This window comes from Hyphobacterium sp. (genome assembly GCF_965228115.1).
GTDB lineage: Bacteria > Pseudomonadota > Alphaproteobacteria > Caulobacterales > Maricaulaceae > Hyphobacterium.
Genome location: NZ_OZ245794.1, coordinates 2,151,605 through 2,169,765 on the forward strand (window position 1 = coordinate 2,151,605; position 18,161 = coordinate 2,169,765).

22 protein-coding genes and 1 tRNA gene are annotated in these 18,161 nt (G+C 59.5%); 9 read left to right on the forward strand and 14 right to left on the reverse strand.

The annotated features are described in order from the left end of the window. Positions 1–13 precede the first annotated feature (13 nt). From ACO079_RS11130 to ACO079_RS11140, 3 genes are all read left to right on the forward strand, one after another. Positions 14–901, forward strand: a complete 888-nt coding sequence (locus ACO079_RS11130; RefSeq protein WP_421790049.1) for a F0F1 ATP synthase subunit gamma — start codon at positions 14–16, stop codon at positions 899–901. A gap of 26 nt (positions 902–927) precedes the next feature. After that, the gene (gene atpD / locus ACO079_RS11135; RefSeq protein ID WP_421790051.1) at positions 928–2,361 is read left to right on the forward strand and encodes a F0F1 ATP synthase subunit beta; all 1,434 of its coding nucleotides are present in this window, start codon (positions 928–930) and stop codon (positions 2,359–2,361) included. Positions 2,362–2,460: 99 nt separating this feature from the next. After that, positions 2,461–2,649 (forward strand): glutathione S-transferase, encoded by a 189-nt coding sequence (locus ACO079_RS11140; RefSeq protein WP_421790053.1) that lies wholly within the window; start codon positions 2,461–2,463, stop codon positions 2,647–2,649. A 330-nt stretch (positions 2,650–2,979) separates the two neighbouring features. Here ACO079_RS11140 and ACO079_RS11145 read toward each other — a convergent pair whose 3' ends face one another. Then, complete coding sequence (locus tag ACO079_RS11145) at positions 2,980–3,321, reverse strand: hypothetical protein (protein ID WP_421790055.1); 342 nt, start codon at positions 3,319–3,321, stop codon at positions 2,980–2,982. Between the two features lie 55 nt (positions 3,322–3,376). Next, the gene (locus ACO079_RS11150; protein WP_421790057.1) at positions 3,377–4,129 is read right to left on the reverse strand and encodes an HNH endonuclease signature motif containing protein; all 753 of its coding nucleotides are present in this window, start codon (positions 4,127–4,129) and stop codon (positions 3,377–3,379) included. A 251-nt stretch (positions 4,130–4,380) separates the two neighbouring features. On the opposite strand from ACO079_RS11150, the gene ACO079_RS11155 reads away from it, so the two are divergent. From ACO079_RS11155 to ACO079_RS11165, 3 genes are all read left to right on the forward strand, one after another. After that, positions 4,381–5,229, forward strand: a complete 849-nt coding sequence (locus ACO079_RS11155) for a hypothetical protein (protein ID WP_421790058.1) — start codon at positions 4,381–4,383, stop codon at positions 5,227–5,229. Positions 5,230–5,337: 108 nt separating this feature from the next. Further along, a complete protein-coding gene (locus ACO079_RS11160; protein ID WP_421790060.1) occupies positions 5,338–5,739 on the forward strand; it encodes a F0F1 ATP synthase subunit epsilon in 402 nt (133 codons plus the stop codon). Positions 5,740–5,798: 59 nt separating this feature from the next. After that, entirely contained in the window at positions 5,799–6,035 is a 237-nt protein-coding gene (locus ACO079_RS11165) for a CBU_0592 family membrane protein (RefSeq protein ID WP_421790061.1), read from the forward strand. Here the strand turns inward: ACO079_RS11165 and ACO079_RS11170 are convergent. The 12 genes from ACO079_RS11170 to rplU all read right to left on the reverse strand — a co-directional run bounded on the left by ACO079_RS11170 (position 5,993) and on the right by rplU (position 15,357). After that, positions 5,993–6,481: an RNA pyrophosphohydrolase gene (locus ACO079_RS11170; protein WP_421790063.1), complete on the reverse strand. Its 489-nt coding sequence runs from the start codon at positions 6,479–6,481 to the stop codon at positions 5,993–5,995. The genes ACO079_RS11165 and ACO079_RS11170 overlap by 43 nt on opposite strands. Continuing rightward, the gene (locus ACO079_RS11175) at positions 6,481–7,665 is read right to left on the reverse strand and encodes a divergent polysaccharide deacetylase family protein (RefSeq protein ID WP_421790065.1); all 1,185 of its coding nucleotides are present in this window, start codon (positions 7,663–7,665) and stop codon (positions 6,481–6,483) included. Before ACO079_RS11175 ends, ACO079_RS11170 begins: the two co-directional genes overlap by 1 nt. A gap of 116 nt (positions 7,666–7,781) precedes the next feature. After that, positions 7,782–9,071: a S41 family peptidase gene (locus ACO079_RS11180; RefSeq protein ID WP_421790067.1), complete on the reverse strand. Its 1,290-nt coding sequence runs from the start codon at positions 9,069–9,071 to the stop codon at positions 7,782–7,784. A 28-nt stretch (positions 9,072–9,099) separates the two neighbouring features. Further along, positions 9,100–10,317 (reverse strand): murein hydrolase activator EnvC family protein, encoded by a 1,218-nt coding sequence (locus ACO079_RS11185; RefSeq protein WP_421790069.1) that lies wholly within the window; start codon positions 10,315–10,317, stop codon positions 9,100–9,102. Positions 10,318–10,322: 5 nt separating this feature from the next. Further along, a complete protein-coding gene (gene rlmH / locus ACO079_RS11190; protein WP_421790071.1) occupies positions 10,323–10,793 on the reverse strand; it encodes a 23S rRNA (pseudouridine(1915)-N(3))-methyltransferase RlmH in 471 nt (156 codons plus the stop codon). A 6-nt stretch (positions 10,794–10,799) separates the two neighbouring features. Next, complete coding sequence (gene rsfS / locus ACO079_RS11195; RefSeq protein WP_421792952.1) at positions 10,800–11,210, reverse strand: ribosome silencing factor; 411 nt, start codon at positions 11,208–11,210, stop codon at positions 10,800–10,802. A 39-nt stretch (positions 11,211–11,249) separates the two neighbouring features. Next, positions 11,250–12,239 carry an L-histidine N(alpha)-methyltransferase gene (gene egtD / locus ACO079_RS11200; RefSeq protein WP_421790073.1) on the reverse strand — a complete coding sequence of 330 codons (990 nt, stop codon included), beginning with the start codon at positions 12,237–12,239 and terminating at the stop codon, positions 11,250–11,252. A gap of 26 nt (positions 12,240–12,265) precedes the next feature. Continuing rightward, entirely contained in the window at positions 12,266–12,922 is a 657-nt protein-coding gene (locus tag ACO079_RS11205) for a nicotinate-nucleotide adenylyltransferase (protein WP_421790074.1), read from the reverse strand. Continuing rightward, complete coding sequence (gene obgE, locus ACO079_RS11210) at positions 12,919–13,971, reverse strand: GTPase ObgE (RefSeq protein WP_421790076.1); 1,053 nt, start codon at positions 13,969–13,971, stop codon at positions 12,919–12,921. The genes ACO079_RS11205 and obgE overlap by 4 nt, the downstream gene beginning before the upstream one ends. Before the next feature lie 9 nt (positions 13,972–13,980). Beyond that, on the reverse strand, positions 13,981–14,514 hold the full coding sequence (locus tag ACO079_RS11215) for a GNAT family N-acetyltransferase (RefSeq protein ID WP_421790078.1): 534 nt from the start codon (positions 14,512–14,514) through the stop codon (positions 13,981–13,983). A gap of 111 nt (positions 14,515–14,625) precedes the next feature. Next, positions 14,626–14,892, reverse strand: coding sequence for a 50S ribosomal protein L27 (gene rpmA, locus ACO079_RS11220; protein WP_421790080.1), 267 nt, complete (start codon positions 14,890–14,892; stop codon positions 14,626–14,628). A gap of 3 nt (positions 14,893–14,895) precedes the next feature. Continuing rightward, the gene (gene rplU, locus ACO079_RS11225; protein WP_421790082.1) at positions 14,896–15,357 is read right to left on the reverse strand and encodes a 50S ribosomal protein L21; all 462 of its coding nucleotides are present in this window, start codon (positions 15,355–15,357) and stop codon (positions 14,896–14,898) included. Between the two features lie 276 nt (positions 15,358–15,633). On the opposite strand from rplU, the gene ACO079_RS11230 reads away from it, so the two are divergent. From ACO079_RS11230 to ACO079_RS11240, 3 genes are all read left to right on the forward strand, one after another. Continuing rightward, a complete protein-coding gene (locus ACO079_RS11230) occupies positions 15,634–16,707 on the forward strand; it encodes a DUF2891 domain-containing protein (RefSeq protein ID WP_421792954.1) in 1,074 nt (357 codons plus the stop codon). Positions 16,708–16,809: 102 nt separating this feature from the next. Further along, positions 16,810–16,899 (forward strand) — tRNA-Ser (locus tag ACO079_RS11235). Between the two features lie 177 nt (positions 16,900–17,076). Further along, positions 17,077–18,135 (forward strand): hypothetical protein, encoded by a 1,059-nt coding sequence (locus tag ACO079_RS11240; protein WP_421790084.1) that lies wholly within the window; start codon positions 17,077–17,079, stop codon positions 18,133–18,135. Positions 18,136–18,161 lie beyond the last annotated feature (26 nt).

Sequence of the window (18,161 nt, forward strand, 5' to 3'; positions counted from 1 at the left end):
TTAGGAGAGCCGCATGGCGTCGCTCAAAGACCTCCGCAATCGGATCTCAAGCGTGAAATCCACGCAGAAGATCACGAAAGCAATGCAGATGGTGGCTGCCGCCAAGCTGCGCAAAGCGCAGGATGCGTCCGAAGCTGCGGGCCCCTATGCCGAGCGCATGGCGTCGGTCATGGCAAACCTGTCGACCTCGATGAAGGACTCGCCGGGTGCCTCGCCGCTCCTCGTCGGCACCGGCAAATCCGATACGCATTTGCTGGTCGTGATGACAGCCGATCGGGGTCTGTGCGGCGGGTTCAATACCAATATCGTCCGCAAGGCGCGCGAGCGTATCACCGACCTGCAACGCCAGGAAAAGACGGTGAAAATCATCACCATCGGCAAGAAGGGCGCCGAGCAGCTGAACCGGCTTTACGCCAAGCTGATCGTCAAGCGCTATGACCTTGCGGGCGGCAAGAATGTCGGCAAGGACGCGGCGGCGGAATTCGGCTCCATCATCCGTGAGATGTTTGAAGCGGGCGAGTTCGATGTTTGCGAGCTGATTTCCTCGGAGTTTGTCTCCGTGATCTCGCAGAAACCGCGCGCCCAGACGCTGATCCCGGCGGTCAATGCCATTGATGAGGATGCCGAGCGTCCCGATCTTGGCGGCGCCGTTTATGAATACGAGCCCGAAGAGGAGGAAATCCTCAACGTGCTCCTGCCCCGTTACGTCAATACGATCATTCTCTCTGCGCTGCTGGAAAACGCCGCTGGTGAGATGGGCGCCCGCATGGCCGCGATGGATAATGCCACGCGCAATGCCGGTGAACTGATCGACAAACTGAACCTTGTTTATAACCGCACACGCCAGGCCAAGATCACGACGGAGCTGACTGAGATCATCTCCGGCGCTGAGGCCTTGTAAGTTACGTCCCGGAAGGAAAGATCGAGATGGCACAGCTCAAAGGACGCGTTGCTCAGATCACGGGCGCTGTTGTCGACGTCGAATTCGACGGCGGCCTGCCGGATATTCTGAACGCGCTCGAAACCAAGAATGGCGACCAGAAGCTGGTTCTGGAAGTCGCCCAGCACCTCGGTGAAAACGCCGTGCGGACCATCGCCATGGACGCCACAGAAGGCCTGCAACGCGGGGCCGAAGTGGTTGACCTGGGTGAGCCGATTACGGTTCCGGTTGGTCCCGGCGTGCTTGGCCGCATCCTGAACGTCACGGGCGATGCGATCGATGAGGCGGGCGATGTGTCCTATGACCAGCGCGCCCCGATCCACCGTCCGGCTCCGGCCTTTGAAGATCAGGCCACGGAAGCGGAAATCCTGCCGACCGGTATCAAGGTCATTGACCTGCTCTGCCCCTACGCCAAAGGCGGTAAGATCGGCCTGTTCGGCGGTGCCGGCGTGGGCAAAACGGTGCTTATCCAGGAACTGATCAACAACATCGCCAAGATGTTCGGCGGTTATTCGGTTTTTGCCGGTGTGGGTGAACGCACCCGCGAAGGGAACGATCTCTACTGGGAAATGATCGAATCCGGCGTGAACAAGGACCCGGCCAAAGGCTCGACGGAAGGCTCGCGTTGTGCGCTGGTTTTCGGCCAGATGAACGAGCCGCCCGGCGCGCGTGCCCGTGTGGCCCTGTCCGGTCTCGCTCAGGCTGAATATTTCCGCGATGAAGAAGGCAAGGACGTGCTCTTCTTCGTCGATAACATCTTCCGCTTTACCCAGGCGGGTTCGGAAGTGTCCGCCCTTCTGGGCCGGATCCCGTCCGCCGTGGGTTATCAGCCGACGCTGGCCACCGACATGGGGGCCCTGCAGGAGCGGATTACCTCGACCAAAAAGGGTTCGATCACCTCGGTGCAGGCCGTTTACGTGCCGGCCGATGACCTGACCGACCCGGCCCCGGCCACGACCTTTGCTCACCTGGACGCCACTACGGTTCTGAACCGGGCGATCTCGGAAAAGGGTATCTACCCGGCTGTGGACCCGCTCGACTCCACCTCGCGGATCCTCGACCCGCGCGTGGTCGGCGAAGAACACTATGAAGTGGCGCGTCAGGTTCAGGAAATTCTGCAGAAATACAAGAGCTTGCAGGACATTATCGCCATCCTCGGCATGGACGAGCTATCGGAAGAAGACAAGCTGGTCGTGGCCCGCGCGCGGAAAGTGGAACGCTTCCTGTCGCAGCCGTTCGACGTGGCTGAAATCTTCACCGGCTTCCCGGGCATTCAGGTGCCGGTCGCAGACACCGTGAAAGGCTTCAAAGCCATTGTGAGCGGTGAGTACGACCACCTGCCGGAACCGGCTTTCTACATGGTCGGCACCATTGAAGACGCCGTCAAGAAAGCCGAAGCGCTGGCCGCTGAAGCCGCCTAGGCAGCACGTTCAAAACAGTTTGGGAAGGTCGGTCCATGCGACCGGCCTTTTCTTTTGCGCCAAATTCAGGAACGCTCCGGCCAGTACGGGAGTTAAAACATGGATCTGCGCCTTGAAGATTGTGTCAACGACACCTGCCCCTGGTCGGGTGATCCGGTCAGCGCTGATTCGCTGACCCGATGGACGACGCCTACGGGCGAGACGGTTGTGGTTGGCTTCTGCAATCCGGGTTGCCGCGACAAGTTTGAAGCGGCGACAAAGGGATTTGCGGCGGCGCTTGCGGAGTAACTTGTTTTGGCTTTCGCTCTTATTTTTTCGTTAGCAATCGGCCTATTTTACTGACCAACTTGTCTAGGTCGGGAGTGAAATGTTCGCTTCTAACTTGACCGGCCTCGATTGCGCCAGCGGTAGAGATAAAACCCAATTGTGACTCTTCAGATTGGGACAGAATGGTGATGTGTGCGTTGGAAATCATCCTAGATAATCGGCTCTTGCAAATAATCGCCATCTGGCAAGATGATTCCGAGATATTTTGGTGAATTAGCAACAGATCAATATCTCTAGCGTTCTCGCATTGCGAAAAAGCAGAGCCGAACACATAAGCCCTCAGTTCTTCAACTATAGCCAACCTCTCTCTTTAAATATCTCTTTTTCACCATCGGTCAGATATGCCCAAAGGTCAGGCCGATTTAAGGCTGCCATGAAGCCAGCTATGTCGTACAATCCAACCTTGCTGTCTCGGCAATGCTTTTTTGCTTCATAGGTATATCCGCACCAGTTTGAGCTTATGACAACCGCGTCAAGATCGCCTAATTTCTCAGCTGTCTCCATGTACTCAGCAACACCAAACGAATAGCATTCACAAATAAAGACCCGAATAATTCGAGCGTCCGAAAGCGATAATAAATATAGGCCGTTAGCCAGCTTATCGATGCTATCAACGCAACTGTGGCTGATCATTCGCGACTCAAAAAAATTGAAGTGGCCGTAATAGCTAGGCCAAGGAAAGTCTTCGCTATGAGCTGGCATCGATAACTTCTTTAATCATCGCAGGAAACTCTGCAGGAAACCTTCTTACGGCACTGTAAGGGAGCTCATCTGCAACCCAACGCTCGTAGCTTTTGACGTGCAACAAAAAGGCGGCAATGCTTGATTGATGGGATAAATCGAATTTACAGCGGTGCTCTTCCGTCAAGGCGGCCAGTCGCCGATTGTTAGGAACAATCGTTGAAAGTCTTTCAGACAACCAAACAGCGTGCGCCTCATCGCTATTTGGTTGCTTACGGGCTAATTCAGACTTGGGACCATACTGAGTCCAAGCTTGCTCGTTCTCAGCTAGAAGCCCCAACATTTGTCTTAAAACAACCAAAAATGGCCTTGTTGGATCAGTTTCTAAGCTTCGCTCCACCCTAGCTTCGTGAGCGGATTTGCTTTCAAGCAACCATTCCACCGTGAAGGTCTGCTCATTCTCTTTTTTGTCGATTAGGCTGTGATGGGTTGGGCATAACAAAATCAGATTCTCATAGTCGTCCCTTTCTTCTTGCGTCTGTTTAGCATCGAAGCGATTTGCACCGGGTTTGTTGCCACAGATATGAGCCATTTCGCCCAATGTGAACGGCGCTTGGTTTGATGCTTTGGGGAATGTGAGCTTTTCCCAACAATCAGGAAATGAACATCGGCCCGCCGCCGCGGACCACAGGAGTTTTATGGATCTGTTCGAGATGCTCATTTCAATTGGGACTTTAGCTACTTCTAGTTTTCGATCCATACTCCAGCAGCAAGTTCCCGTTGCGATAAAGGCGTTTGAGCCTGCCGTGGCGGGGTAACATGAATGCAAAAAATCCCGGGTCCCTTGGGCTCGCCTGCCCTCGACCCTGATCGGGGGACCCGAGGGTCTATCTTTTCACAATGGATGGATCCCCGGATCAAGTCCGGGGACCCCAAACTTTACTCTCGTCCTTATGGACTTCCCAAGTCCAGTTCTGCCAGCCAAACTCGGAACCAGACCGGGGGATGATCATGAAACGATTTTGGCTCGCAGCGCTGATATTGGGATTTGCGGTCAACCTGCCCGCCAAGGCCAGCGTGCCGCCCCCTCCGCCGCCCCCGCCAACGAATTTGCCCGCCAGCTATGACGGCTATTCCACCGAGCAGCTTTGGTATGCGTATATGACTTATGTCCGGGGCGAGACGGCGGCACGGCGCACCGCCGCCTTCGAGGCGCTTCGCCTGCCGGGCTATAGCGATGATCCTGCAGCGTGGCGGACAGAACTCGACGGGCCGTCCTATGTGTCTGTCAGCTGGTGGATTCCCTACGGGATCTTGTTTGCCTTTGAGGAGATCTGCCCGGTCAGCGCAGGTTATCGCGATCCGGAAGGATGCCTCTGGCGGTATCGCTCGGCGTCCTTTTCGGCCAGTGCCGAGGATATTCACGCCATAGTCTTTGAGACCTTTGACGGTGCGGCTTTTGCCGCAAACCTGCACGCCCGCGGTATCACGCCAGATGCGATATCCCGGAACTTCGTCAGCGATTTTGGCCTCGCCAATATCGTGCATGAACGTCTCGATGGCATGATTGTGACCCGCGATGTCCGTGAGGATGCCTGTCCCGGCGTGCGTGACGGTGTGGAGGTGATCGCAGAGATCGCCTTGCCGCTTTCACCCTACGGTCCGCCAGCCGGCACGCCCCCGCCCCCGCCACCCGATCCACCCTCCGGAAACACCCAGACGCTCACGGTTCCGGCGGGCTATTTTCCCGATCTCGATGTCACGGTGACCCTGGAAAGCAATGGCGCCGGATCAATGCGGACATTGCTCGACGCTCTGACCGGCCCGGCGAATGCCTGCCTGGCTGATCTGCGGGACTAAACGGCGTGATCGCTGGCGAAGTTTGCACGCGGGGCACGGGGTGACATCCCCCCTCCACAAGCGGCAAAAGGCCTGCTAAAAGCCGCCGCGAACCACGAGGAATCTCCCATGGCTGACAAGCTTCACTTTGATCTCGTTTCTCCCGAACGCCGCCTGTTCCAGGGCGATGTGGATATGGTCGTTGTGCCGGGTGAAGAAGGTGATTTCGGCGTTCTGCCAGGCCATGCGCCGATGATGAGCGCGATCCGTTCCGGCGCGATTTCCGTCCATCATGGCGAAGATGTAAAGCGCACCTTTATCCATGGGGGTTTTGCTGAAGTGACCCCGGCGGGTCTGACCGTTCTGGCTGAAGAAGCCATCGACCTGACCGGCGTCGATCGCGAGCAGCTCGCGAAGGATTTGTCAGATGCCCGCGAGGACATCGGCCTTGCGCGTGATGATCATGAACGCGCCGCGGCGGAAGCCCGTGTCGCCAAGCTGGAAGCGCTGACCACAGCGCTCGACAGCTAATCGACTTTCTCTCGACAATCGGACTGACCGACCTCATCGGCTTTGCCGGTGTGGGCTGCGTGCTCTTTGCCTATTTCTGGCAACAGACCAGGGGCGTGCGCGAGGATGACTGGCGCCATCCGGTCATCAATGGTGTCGGCGCGGTCCTGCTTCTGATTTCGCTGATCTACAAGCCCAATCCGGCGTCGATCCTGATCGAATTTTGCTGGTTCGGGATCAGTATTATTGGATTAGTACGTGCCTTGCGGGCGCGTCAGCGGGCAAAACGCGAAAACTCGTCCGCGACCACATCATAGACCGAACGCTTCCAGTCGATGATCAGCGGCGGGACATTTTCAAGTCGTTCCCAACGCCATTCAGCAAATTCCTGCGGCGGCACGGCGGTCAGGTCAAAGTCCTGATCCCGGCCAGTATAGCGATAGGCAAACCAGCGCTGCTTCTGGCCCTTCCACTTGTATTTCTTCTGATCCGGCCGAGCCGGCAGGTCGGCCGGAAAGTCATACGCCAGCCAGCGGTCAATCTGGCCGAGAAGTTCCAACTGGTCTGATCTCGCGCCGGTTTCTTCATAGGCTTCGCGCCGCGCGGCCGATTCGGCATCCTCGCCGGCATCCAGCCCGCCCTGCGGAAACTGCCAGATATACGGACCGTTTACATCCGCGCGCCGGCCAATCCAGACAAGGCCTTGGCGGTTGAACAGAACGACACCGGCATTTGGCCGGTGTTTTGGGAAAGGATCATCCATCAGGGCTCGCTGCGGGCCGGACCGATGGTCAGGCCGCGTTCGGCCTGTTGCCGCGCCATAACGGCAGACGGCGGAGCCAGAATATAGCCTCGCGCTTCAATTTGCTCGGCCCATTCAGTGATCTGATCGACGGTGGACCGATAGGCAAAGCCCGCCCCGATAGACGAGCCATTCTGCAGCGCGCGCGCCTCCAGCTCCAACAGCTGGTTGTCGACCGCATTGGGTGACGGGTCCTCGTCCAGCACCCGGTCAGCAATGCCCCAGCGCGCACCGGCATCATTGCCGGCCGCCTCAATGGTGGAGATGCGGCCTGTCCCGTCATGCAGGAAAGAAACGCCCCGTTCTTCCAGCGCCCGCATCACCGATTCCAGGGCCGGCTCGGAAGTTGAAAAGCGGGCGCCGAGATAATTCGTCATCGCAAAATAGCCGGTGGCCTGACTCATCAGCCAGTAAAGCCGCCTGGCGTTTTCTGTGTCCGGCGCATCCGCCAGCAGGGTGTGCGGGCCAGGATCGTTATTGGGATAATCGAAGGGCTCCATAGGAATTTCGATCAACACTTCATGTCCGGCGGCGCGGGCGCGGTCGATCCAGCCCTGCAAATCGCGGGAGTATGGCGCAAAGCTGAGCGCGACCTCCGGCGGCAATTGCTCGATGGCAGCCTCGGTGACCGCCCGGTTCAGGCCCATCCCGCCAATGACAATCGCCACCATGGGCGCATTGGGATCGCCCTGCCAGGGCCGCGCATAGGCCTGGTCCGGGCGCGTGCCATCCGTGCCGATCGCCGGCAAGGGTCCGGAGGGGCCCGGCGTCGTCAATCCGGAGACAGGCGCTGGCACCAGGGCCTCCGGGTTGATCGTCTGGGCCAGATGATCTTCAGCGGTCGCCGGGGTCGCGCCGTCCAGAGAGGGCGTCGCTTCAAAGGATTCCGGCGCGCCTGTCAGCGTGGGCTCGCCGGTGTCATCGGGCTGGGAAAACTCGATCGGACGCAGACCCGGCGATTGAACATCTTCTGACGCGGCTTCCGGGGCAGGGCCCAGAGCCTGACGTACCACAGGCGGATTGCCATCCGGATCGCCCATAAAGGTGATCAGCGCGGCGCCAGCGGCAAATAATAGCATGGCACCCAGCCCGGCCAGCGCCGGGGCTTTGAGGACGGAAGCAGGGCTTAGCGTGTGTGAGCTCATCACTGGCAACGTTTCAGGTCCGCAAATCCGGGTGCGAATCACCGCACCCGGCTCTGTCCTGATTGCTGCCGTCAGGCGGGTAAGAAAGCGTTAAAACCCGGCGTAACGTCCTGCGCTTATTGCAGCGCGGCGGCCTCGCGTTCGGAAATACCGGCCAGAATTTCCAGCGCCCGCGTCAGCTGATAATCGCCTTCATAATCTTCCGGCGGCATCTCGATCGCAGCGAGGTTTTCATCTTCGCGGCTGGAGCCGGTATCATTTTCCAGGGCCCCGTCCAGCGTCGCTTCGCTATAACGCTCTTCATCCGCTTCGATGATCCGATGCGAAACCAGCCAGTCCGGAACAATGCCGGTCGCCTGGATGGAGCGGCCCGACGGCGTGTAATACCGGCCTGTGGTCAGGCGCAGCGCGCCATCCCGGCCTCCGCGCAGCGGAATAATGGTCTGTACCGAGCCTTTACCGAAACTGGTCATGCCCACCAGCGTGGCCCGCTCCCGGTCCTGCAGCGCTCCGGCCACAATCTCCGAGGCGCTGGCCGATCCTTCATTGATCAGAATCACAATCGGCGCCCCGGCCAGCATGTCGCCCGGACGGGCGTTATAGCGCTGGTTTTCGCCCGGATTGCGATAACGGGTCGTCACGACCTCTCCGCCATCCAGGAAGGTGTCGGTTACGCCGATCGCCTGTTCCAGAAGTCCGCCGGGATTATACCGCATATCGACCACGACACCGGGGATCTCGCCGCCAAATTCCTCGCGCATCTCGGCAATGGCTTCGTGCAGAGTTTCGGTCGTGTGTTCGTTGAATCCAGCGATGCGCAGATAGCCGAACCCGTCTTCCTGACGCCAGGCCACGGTGCGCAGCGGAATCGTATCGCGCACCAGATCAAGGTCGAAATCCTCCTCGCCTTCGCGGGCAATGGTGATGGTCACCGGTTCGCCCACCGGGCCGCGCATCAGATCAACGGCTTCATCGGTAGAGAAGCCGACAATGGATTCGCCATCCACAGCGATGATTTGATCACCGGGGCGGATTCCGGCGCGGCCGGCCGGCGTGTCTTCGTAGGGAGAAACGACCGTGATGCGCTCATTACGCAGCGTGATCTCCATTCCCAGACCGCCATACTCGCCGCGCGTGGTCACCTGCATATCCTGGAAGCTGTCCGGCGTCAGATAACCTGAATGCGGATCCAGGCTTTCCAGCATGCCCTCGATTGCGGCCTCGATCAGCGCCGCGTCGTCAATATCGGTGACGTAATCTGCCTCAATCCGGGACACGACATCGCCAAACAATTCCAGCTGGCGGTAGGTGTCTTCGCGATTGTCCTGAAAACCTTCGGCAGAAACGGCAAGCGCGCCCGCGCCGAGCGCGAAAGCGATAGCTGCTGCAATGAAATTCAAACGCATAATCGGTTTTCCTTACCTGTTCGCCTGCCTATCCGGACCGCGATCTTACCCTCAACCAGGGCTCGGGATCGATCGCAGATTCACCACGCCGGATTTCCAGATACAAATCCGGTGCCGTTTCTCCTGCCGGCGGCATTTCGCCGATCGGTTCGCCGGCGAGAACCGATTGACCGGCCTGGGCATAGATAGAGCCCAAGCCTGCCAGAACGATATAGTAGTCATCGCCCGCGCTTAGGATCAATAGTCCGTTATATGTATTAAAGTCTCCGGCAAATTCCACGCGCGCATCAAAAGGCGCGACAACTTGCCCGCCCGCGCGGGTCCGCAGGCGCAAACCTTCTATCGGGTCTCCGTTTTCATCTGCCTGCCCGAAGCGCAGCACAATAGGCCCTTCGACAGGCGGCCGCAGCTGTCCACGGCTATCGGCAAAGCGCAGGGTTTCAATCGGCGCCATAGGGGCCCGTGCCACGACCAGCCCGTCTTCAGGGCGCAAGGCCGGGGCCGGAATATCATCACTGCGGATCAACCGGCGCGGATTAAAGCGGGGTGAAATTTCCGTCATGCCCCGCAATGTGGCGAGCAATTGCCGCAAGGAACGGGCTTGCGCCCCGGCGGTGGCGGCCACATCTGCCAGGCGTTCCGCTTCACCGCGGCGTTGGGCTTCCAGCTGACGGCGTGCTTCCAGCAGACGGCGAATGTCGGCTTGTTGCCGGCCAAGCGTTTGTTCGGCTTCGCCCAACTCACCGCGCTGCACTTCCAGCGCGTCTCGCACGCTGCGCAAACTTTCCAGCTCCCGGGACAGGGCTTCGGCACGGAACTGTAGCTCGGGCGTAATGCTGGCCAACAAGCTGGCGGCGCGCGCCGCTTCTTCGGCTTCGCCCGGCGCGGTCGCGAGCGCCGGCGGCGTGCCACGTTCGATGCGCTGCAGAGCCGCCAGGACATCGATGAGTACGTCCCGATCTGCCAGCAGGCGGTCAAGGATCTCTGTTTCCTCACGCCGCAGCTCAGTTATCCGGTCTTCGATCTCTAGGGCCGTTTGTTCGCTGGCTGTGACCTGGCTGGCCGCGTTGACCAGCCGGTCCTGCAGCGCGGCGATTTCGGCGGCCAGCTCATCGGCTTCGCGTTGGGCGGCAGCGGCTTGCTCGCTGGCCTCCTCGGCTTCTTGTTCCAGCCGCGCAGCATCGGCCGCCTCGGGAGGCGGATCAGCGGCGCTTTGCAGCGCCAGAACAAGAGCGATTGGCCACATATTGCCTAATCCCGGTGATAGGGCGCGCCCGATAGAATCGAGACCGCCCGGTAAAGCTGTTCCGCCAGCATGGCCCGCACCAGCATGTGCGGCCAGACCAGCTTCCCAAAGGATAGAACCAAATCGGGCGATCGAAAGGCCGTGCGATCAAGGCCATCGGCCCCGCCAATCACGAAGGCCGCATCGCGGATGCCGTCATCACGCCAGCGGGCCAGTGTGAAGGCAAATTCGCGGGACGTCAGCGCCTTGCCACGTTCATCGAGCAGGCACAGCGCTGCGCCGTCCGGGACTTTGGAAGCCAGCGCAGCAGACTCCGAGGCTTTATCGCGGAAATTCCGGGCATCGATTTGGGTTTCAGTGAGCGGGCCCAAAGCGAGCGAAGCGCCGCCTGCGCGGATACGCTCGGAATACTGGTCAATCAGATCACGTTCCGGGCCGGATTTCAGCTGCCCTGAAGCGATGATCCGGAACTGCATGGAAAATCAGGTCGCGGCCTGATCCGGATCGACAGACCAGAGCCGTTCAAGATTGTAGAAGGTGCGCACTTCCGGGCGGAAGAGGTGCAAAACCACATCGCCGGCATCAATCAGCACCCAGTCGGCCGCTGACAAGCCCTCCGCACGGGCCCGGCCTTGACCGGACTCTTTCAAAGCTCGCAGAACATGGTCAGCGACTGCGCCGACATGCCGGTGCGAGCGCCCGGAGGCGATGATCATGTAATCGGTGACCGAGGATTTCCCACGCAAATCAATGGAAAGGATCTCTTCCGCCTTGTCGTCTTCAAGCACTTTCAGGATCAGGTCTTGAAGGGCTTCACTCGAAGCGCCGTCATCCTTGATAATGACGGGGGCGGTATCGGCGGCCTTGGCCGGCCGGTCGGTTTGCGTGTTCAGTGGTCTGCTCCTGTTTCAAATCAGCTGCAATGGACTCTATCACACAGTTTCCGCACGTTCGAGCCAGTAGAGTGTGAAATACTCCCGATCATCACTCCATTGCGCCGAAACCGACAGGCCCGCAGCCTTTGCCAGGGCATGAAAGCGGTCGATCGTGAACTTGTGAGAGTTTTCAGTGTGCAAGCTTTCACCGGCCTCCATCGAAAACCTTCGCCCATCCACCGAAAAAGTCAGACTACGCCGCGCGACCAGATGCATTTCCACCCGGGCCTTTTCCTCATTCCAGAGTGCCTTGTGGGCGAAGGCTTCGACATCAATGTCGCCGTCAAGCTCGCGATTGATCCGCGATAAGAGGTTGAGATTGAAATCGGCGGTAATGCCGCCTGTATCGTCATAAGCGTTTTCAAGTATCTGTGCCGATTTCACCCGGTCGGCACCGATCAACAGCGCATCGCCCGGCCGCAGCCAGCTGCGGTAGGTTTCCAACAGCGCCTGCGCTTCATCCGGTTCGAAATTGCCAATCGTAGAGCCCGGAAAAAACACCAGACGTTTGCCGTCGGGTACCGGGTAGTCATCCAGCGGGACCGGTTGCGTGAAGTCCGCACAGATCGCGCCGACGGACAGCCCCGGAAAGCGCGAGGCGAGATCTTCACAGGCCGCAATCAGATGTGTTTTCGAGATATCCAGACCGACATATCCTGCCGGATTATCCAACGCGTTCAAAAGCTTGTCGATCTTGACGCTGGAACCGGATCCGGGCTCGATCACCACTGCGCCGGGACCGGCCCGTTCCGCAATTTCACCGGCAATGGCATCAAGAATGCCCAACTCGGTCCGGGTGACGTAATAGTCTTCGGTATCCGTAATATCGTCAAAAAGGGCTGACCCGCGCGCATCATAGAAATGCTTGGGCGGGATGGATTTCTGGGGCTTCGACAAGCCGTCCAGCACATCATCCAGAAACCTGGATTTTGGCGGATGAAGGTCCTTGAAGAAAGACAGCGTGCCCTTCGGGCTCGGCTCTGTCATGGAATTACTCGGCATTGGCTGACGGCTCAGGCGGGCGGTTTGCTGCGAAGCAGCGTCGACGATTCCGTATGTAAGGGTTCTGTCAGATAGGTCCACCCCGGCGCATCCTGGTGCGCAAGCACTGCCGCATGGCCTTCTTTCACGCGGTGGCGGGCCATTTGCCGGGCAGCGGGCGCCAGCCTGGCCCGGATCGGGTCTTGCGGGCGGGCAATGATCGCGATTGGCATGGCTTTCGCGATATCGCGCCAGCGGTGCCAACGATGAAACTGCCTTAAATTATCGGCGCCCATGATCCACACGAAGCGGACACGCGGATAGCGCTGCGACAGCACTGCGACCAGCTCGGCTGTTGTGTAGATGCCCGCCCGATGCTCGATATCCGAAATGACCATGCGGGGCGCGCTGGCGGCTTCCCGCACGGCGATATAGCGGCGCAGGAAGTCCCCGGCTTTCCGGTGTTTCAACGGGTTTTGCGGCGAGACGATCCACCACACACGATCCAGCGACAAATGCCGCAGGGCGGTATGGGCAACATGCAAGTGGCCGGCATGAACCGGGTCAAAACTGCCGCCGAACAGGCCCACCGTCATTCCTGGTGTTAGCGCTTCGCCTTTCAGGGGCGGGGCGCGGCGGCCGCGCCGGATGGCGGCGGCGAACCGGACCGGAGGTTTATGGCGTGTCACGGCGTCCAGCTTCCTTCGCCGTCTTCGTCTTCCGGATCCGGCCGGGCCTCAGCCTCCCGCTTGGACTTGATGTTGTCCCAGACAGCAAACAGAGCGTCGCGGACACCGTCGCTGCTCGCCCCAGACACTGTCAGGACCGGCCTTCCACAGGCGGCTTCCAGTGCGTCTCGTTTTTCCGGCAGCTCGTCTTCGGGCACTGCATCAATCTTGTTCAGCGCGACAATCTCCGGCTTGCCAGCCAGTCCCGCTCCATAGGCTTCCAACTCCTTGCGCACGGTGACATAAGCCTCCGCCACATCCTCCTGCGTGCCGTCCACGAGGTGAAGCAGTGTCGCGCAGCGTTCGATATGTCCCAGGAAGCGGTCACCAATACCGGCGCCTTCATGCGCGCCTTCAATCAGGCCCGGAATGTCCGCGATCACAAAGCGTGCATCTGCGGCCAGATCAACCGCGCCCAGATGCGGATGCAGCGTCGTGAACGGGTAGGCAGCGATTTTCGGATGCGCGCGGCTGACGGCCGACAGGAAGGTCGACTTCCCGGCGTTGGGCAGACCGACCAGACCCGCATCCGCAATCAGTTTCAGGCGCAGCCAGATCCAGCGTTCCACGCCGGGTTCGCCTTTCTGAGCATGGCGCGGGGCCTGATTGGTGGCAGATTTGAAGAACGCATTGCCCTTGCCGCCGCGCCCGCCCTCCATCAAAAGGACGCGCTCGCCCGGCTCGGTGAGATCCAGCAAAACGGATTCGCGATCTTCATCGAGGATCTGCGTGCCGACGGGCAGTTTCAAAACCACATCCTTGCCAGCGGCACCGGTGCGGTTGGACCCAGCCCCGCCATCGCCCTTGGCGGCCTTGAAGTGCTGCTGGTAGCGATAATCGATCAGCGTATTCAGGCCCTCGACGGTCTCGGCCCAGACATCACCGCCCTTACCGCCATCGCCGCCATCCGGGCCGCCAAATTCGACATATTTCTCCCGCCGGAAGCCGACGGCCCCGTTGCCGCCATCGCCCGAGCGGATAAAGATTTTTGCCTGATCAAGGAATTTCATGGCGGTGACTTATCCGAGGTTTCTCTCCATGTCCAAGCTCTCGGCATAATCCATCCGGCCCATGCAGAATAGCCGCGTTGTTTCACCGGTATATATGAAGCCGAGTTTTTCCAGAACGTGCCCCGATACCGGGTTATCACGGAAGTGACCAGCCATGAGGCGTTTTGCGCTCAGATCAGCGGTCGCCGCGCGGCAAAGCGCAGACACGGCCTCCGTGGTCAGCCCCTGGCGGCGATGATCTGCGCCCATCCAATAACCGATTTCCCAGTCAGAGCCTTCGCCATATCGCTGGAACAGCCCGCAACAGCCGATCAAGCGATCAGAGCCCTTGTCGGCAATCGCATAGTTGCGGGCCGGTGTTTTTCCGTGCGCCGCCCGGCTCATCAGCACAAACATCTCGGCATCATGCTGGGAGTAGGTCTGCGGCAGGCGCGCCGTATTGCGGGTGATCTCACTGTCCTGGCAATGCCGATGAATATCGGCGGCATCGCGAAATTCCAGCGGCCGCAGGATCAACCTGTCAGTTTCAATCCGGTCTCGCATTGGATGGCTCCGGAGGGGCAAAGAAAAAGGGGAGGCGGAACCCGCCTCCCCTTGAAATCTTTTACGCCGGTTCCGCCCATGGGTGGGGCGGTCCGGGTCTGTCCGGCTGCCCTATTTGGCCTCGTCCATCGGGACGACGGAGGCAAACATCTTGCCGCCGGATTTCTTGGCGAATGCCACACGGCCGCCGGTCAGCGCAAAGAGGGTGTGATCCTTGCCCATGCCGACATTGTCGCCCGGATAGAATTTGGTGCCGCGCTGACGCACGATGATGTTGCCCGGAACCACTTCCTGGCCACCGAATTTCTTCACGCCAAGGCGCCGGCCTTCTGAGTCGCGCCCGTTACGGGATGAACCGCCTGCTTTTTTATGTGCCATGGATTAGTCCTCTGACTTCTTCGCGGCGGGCTTTTTGGCCGCAGCTTTTTTCGGGGCTGCTTTCTTCGCAGCAGGTTTCTTTGCAGCGGCTTTCTTGGCCGGTGCTTTTGTCTCGCCCTCAGCCTTTTTCGCCGGCGCTTTCTTCTTGGCGCCCGGCTCGATGATCTCGGCGATTTTCAGCTTCGAGAACCACTGGCGGTGACCAGCCTTGCGGCGGTAGTTCTGACGGCGGCGCTTTTTAAAGACGATGACTTTCTTGTCGCGCGCATTTTCGACAAGCTCGGCAACTACCGAGGCGCCTTCAACACGCGGCGAACCCACGGTGACGCCCTTGTCACCGCCCAGCATCAAAACCTCTTCGATAACGATGTTATCGCCGGCCTTGCCTTCGAGTTTTTCGACGGAGATCTCGTCGCCCGGGGCGACGGTATACTGCTTGCCGCCAGTCTGGATGACTGCGAACATGATAATTTCCTTTCTGCAACAGGACTTTACGCCTGCTCTTTTTCTTCCCCACCTGTCCCGGCGGGCGTTGTGAACCGGGCTTTTGCCCGAAGGAGCGCGGGACATACCCTTAATGATGCGGAAAAGTCAACGCCAAAAGCGCAATCGGGCCAGGGTGCCGCCTGTGTTTACGCGGAATGTTCCGGCGTTATGGTCAAGAGCAATTGGGGCAAGACCACAAAGGGGGAGATCATGATCAATCGGGCAGGGATGAGCCTGGGCGCTGTGGTATTTTTGATGGCCTGCAGCCCGGCCATAGAGGACGAGGCGCATCCGCCCCTCAGCTGGCCAGACCCCCGGCCCGGCGTGGTGGAGGACCGGTTCGCCAATCTGGCGCTCAGCTGTGTGCATCAGGAATTCCCCAACAAGATCAGCCATGTTCTGCAAAGCGCAGAAGATGCCAGAACCCCAAGCGAGCTTTATCCCGCCTTCTATGGCTGTTTTGACTGGCACTCGTCGGTGCATGGACATTGGCTGCTCACCCGTATTCTGGCGACCGATCCTGAGACTCCGATGCGCCCGGCGATCGAGACCGCTCTGGCGCGCAGCTTCACCGAAAGTAATATTGCCGGAGAGGTGGCCTATTACACGCAAGCAGGCCGGGCCTCCTTCGAGCGGCCTTACGGGCTCGCCTGGTTCCTCCAACTCGTGGCCGAACTGGAAGAAAGCGGCGATCCGCTGCAAACGGAATGGCGCGAAACCTTGCGGCCGCTGGAAGATGAAATTGTCGCGCAGATTGAAGCCTGGCTGCCCAATCTGGTCTATCCGATCCGCTTGGGCACCCATGCCCAGACAGCCTTCGCCTTTGGGTTGATGATCGATTATGCGCGTACCGTCGGCAATGAGCCGCTGGAGGACTTGCTGGTTGAGAAATCGCTCGCCTTCCATGAAGCCGATATCAACTGCCCGCTCGCCTATGAGCCCTCGGGCGAGGATTTTCTCTCCCCCTGCTTGATGGTTGCCGATCTGATGCGGCGCGTAATGGCTCCCGAGGTTTATTCGGCCTGGCTAGGCGAGTTCCTGCCGCAAATCCCGCAGGATGGAAGTTCAGACTGGCTGGATGTGGCGGTGGTGCTCGATGCGACCGATGGCAAGCTGGTGCATCTTGATGGACTTAACCTGTCGCGGGCCTGGGCCCTCGAAGGCATTGCGTCGGCCCTGCCAGACGAGGATCCGCGCCGGGCGGCCATTCTGGCCAGCGCGGTCATCCATGCTGAAGCCGGTATCGCTTCGGTTTCTGACGCGCATTATTCCGGCAGCCACTGGCTCGGCAGTTTCGCGACCTATCTGACCACACAGCGCGGCCTTTAGGTCAAAAGAGTAGGAGTGCCGGAGGGGTCGCCCCGCACTGGGCTTGCCCAGCGCGTAACGCTTGATTTTGTTCGACCACTCCTGTTTAACGCGGGTCCCCGCGGAGAGGTGCCGGAGTGGTCGAACGGGGCGGTCTCGAAAACCGTTGAGCGCGCAAGCGTTCCGAGGGTTCGAATCCCTCTCTCTCCGCCACTTTGTTTGCACGACCAGACCTGTCAGCCCGCACGCCAAGCACCTGTAATCAATCGGACGGCCCTCTGCTGTCTGTCACATTCAGCTTGTCCCCATTTCGTCTTTGGATAGATTTCAACCTGGCTCGGGATTTAACCACTCTTGCGCCAGAGTTTCGATTTAGCGCTAAGGGCCCCAATGTTCCGAACGGTTGTGATTTTTCTCGTTACCCTGGGTTTAAGCGCCTGCGTTTCGGTCCCCAACGGATCTCAGGCAGCGCCGGGCACAGCCGTCGATTTCAACTATGCGCTGTCACAGAGCAGCGATGAGCAATTACTGCTCAACATGGTGCGATTGCGCTATCGCGACACGACCCAGTTTTTGCAGATCACCAGCGTGGCCGAAGTTCAGGAATTTGCCACCGGGGCATCGGCAGAAACCGCGTTTTCGCCCATGGGCAATTTTCTGAATGATTTCGGCGTGGGCGGCTCGGCGAGTTATTCGCGCAGCCCGGTGATTTCCATGTCGCCCATGGATGATGCCCAGTTTGCGACGGCCATGTTGACCCCGCTCAGCACGTCCGATCTATATCTGCTGGCGCGCTCGGGCTGGTCGATTGAACGCATCCTGCTGTGCTGTGTCGAGCGATTTGGCGACCTCACCAATTCGCCGCGCGCATCCGGGCCAACACCCGACATTGTCCCGGACAATAGTGCCTTTAGACACTTTACCGAAGAGCTCCGGGCCTATCAGCGCGATGAAAACCTGACGCTGCTCCATACGGGCGAGGATGCGTCCTTGCTGTTCTTCGGGCAGGCCAGGGACGACTTGCCGGCGATCGCCTCGCGCTTTGGCGCTGCGTTTGATGGCAACCGCTTGCCGCTTCGCCTGCTGGCCGAAACTGACCGCGAAGGCATCCAGCTTCAAACCCGGTCCATCCTCGGCACGCTTTATCTGCTTTCGCACAATATTGACGTGCCAGCCTCTCATAATGCGGCGGGCCTGACCACCAATGCCCAGCCGGTCTCCAGCGAAACACCGGACTGGAACACCTTCCTGGACGGCATTTTCCGGGTGCACAGCGGCCCCGACCGCCCGGATCAGGCCTTCGTCGCGGTCGAACATCGCGGATACTGGTTCTGGATTGATGACGCGGATCTCAGCTCGAAAACCACGTTCAACCTGGTCAGCTATCTGATCCGGCTGAAATCCGTCACCGGCAGTAATGTTCCGGTACTGACGCTGGGTGTCGACTAGGCCTGACACGCCGATCTGGGTGCCGG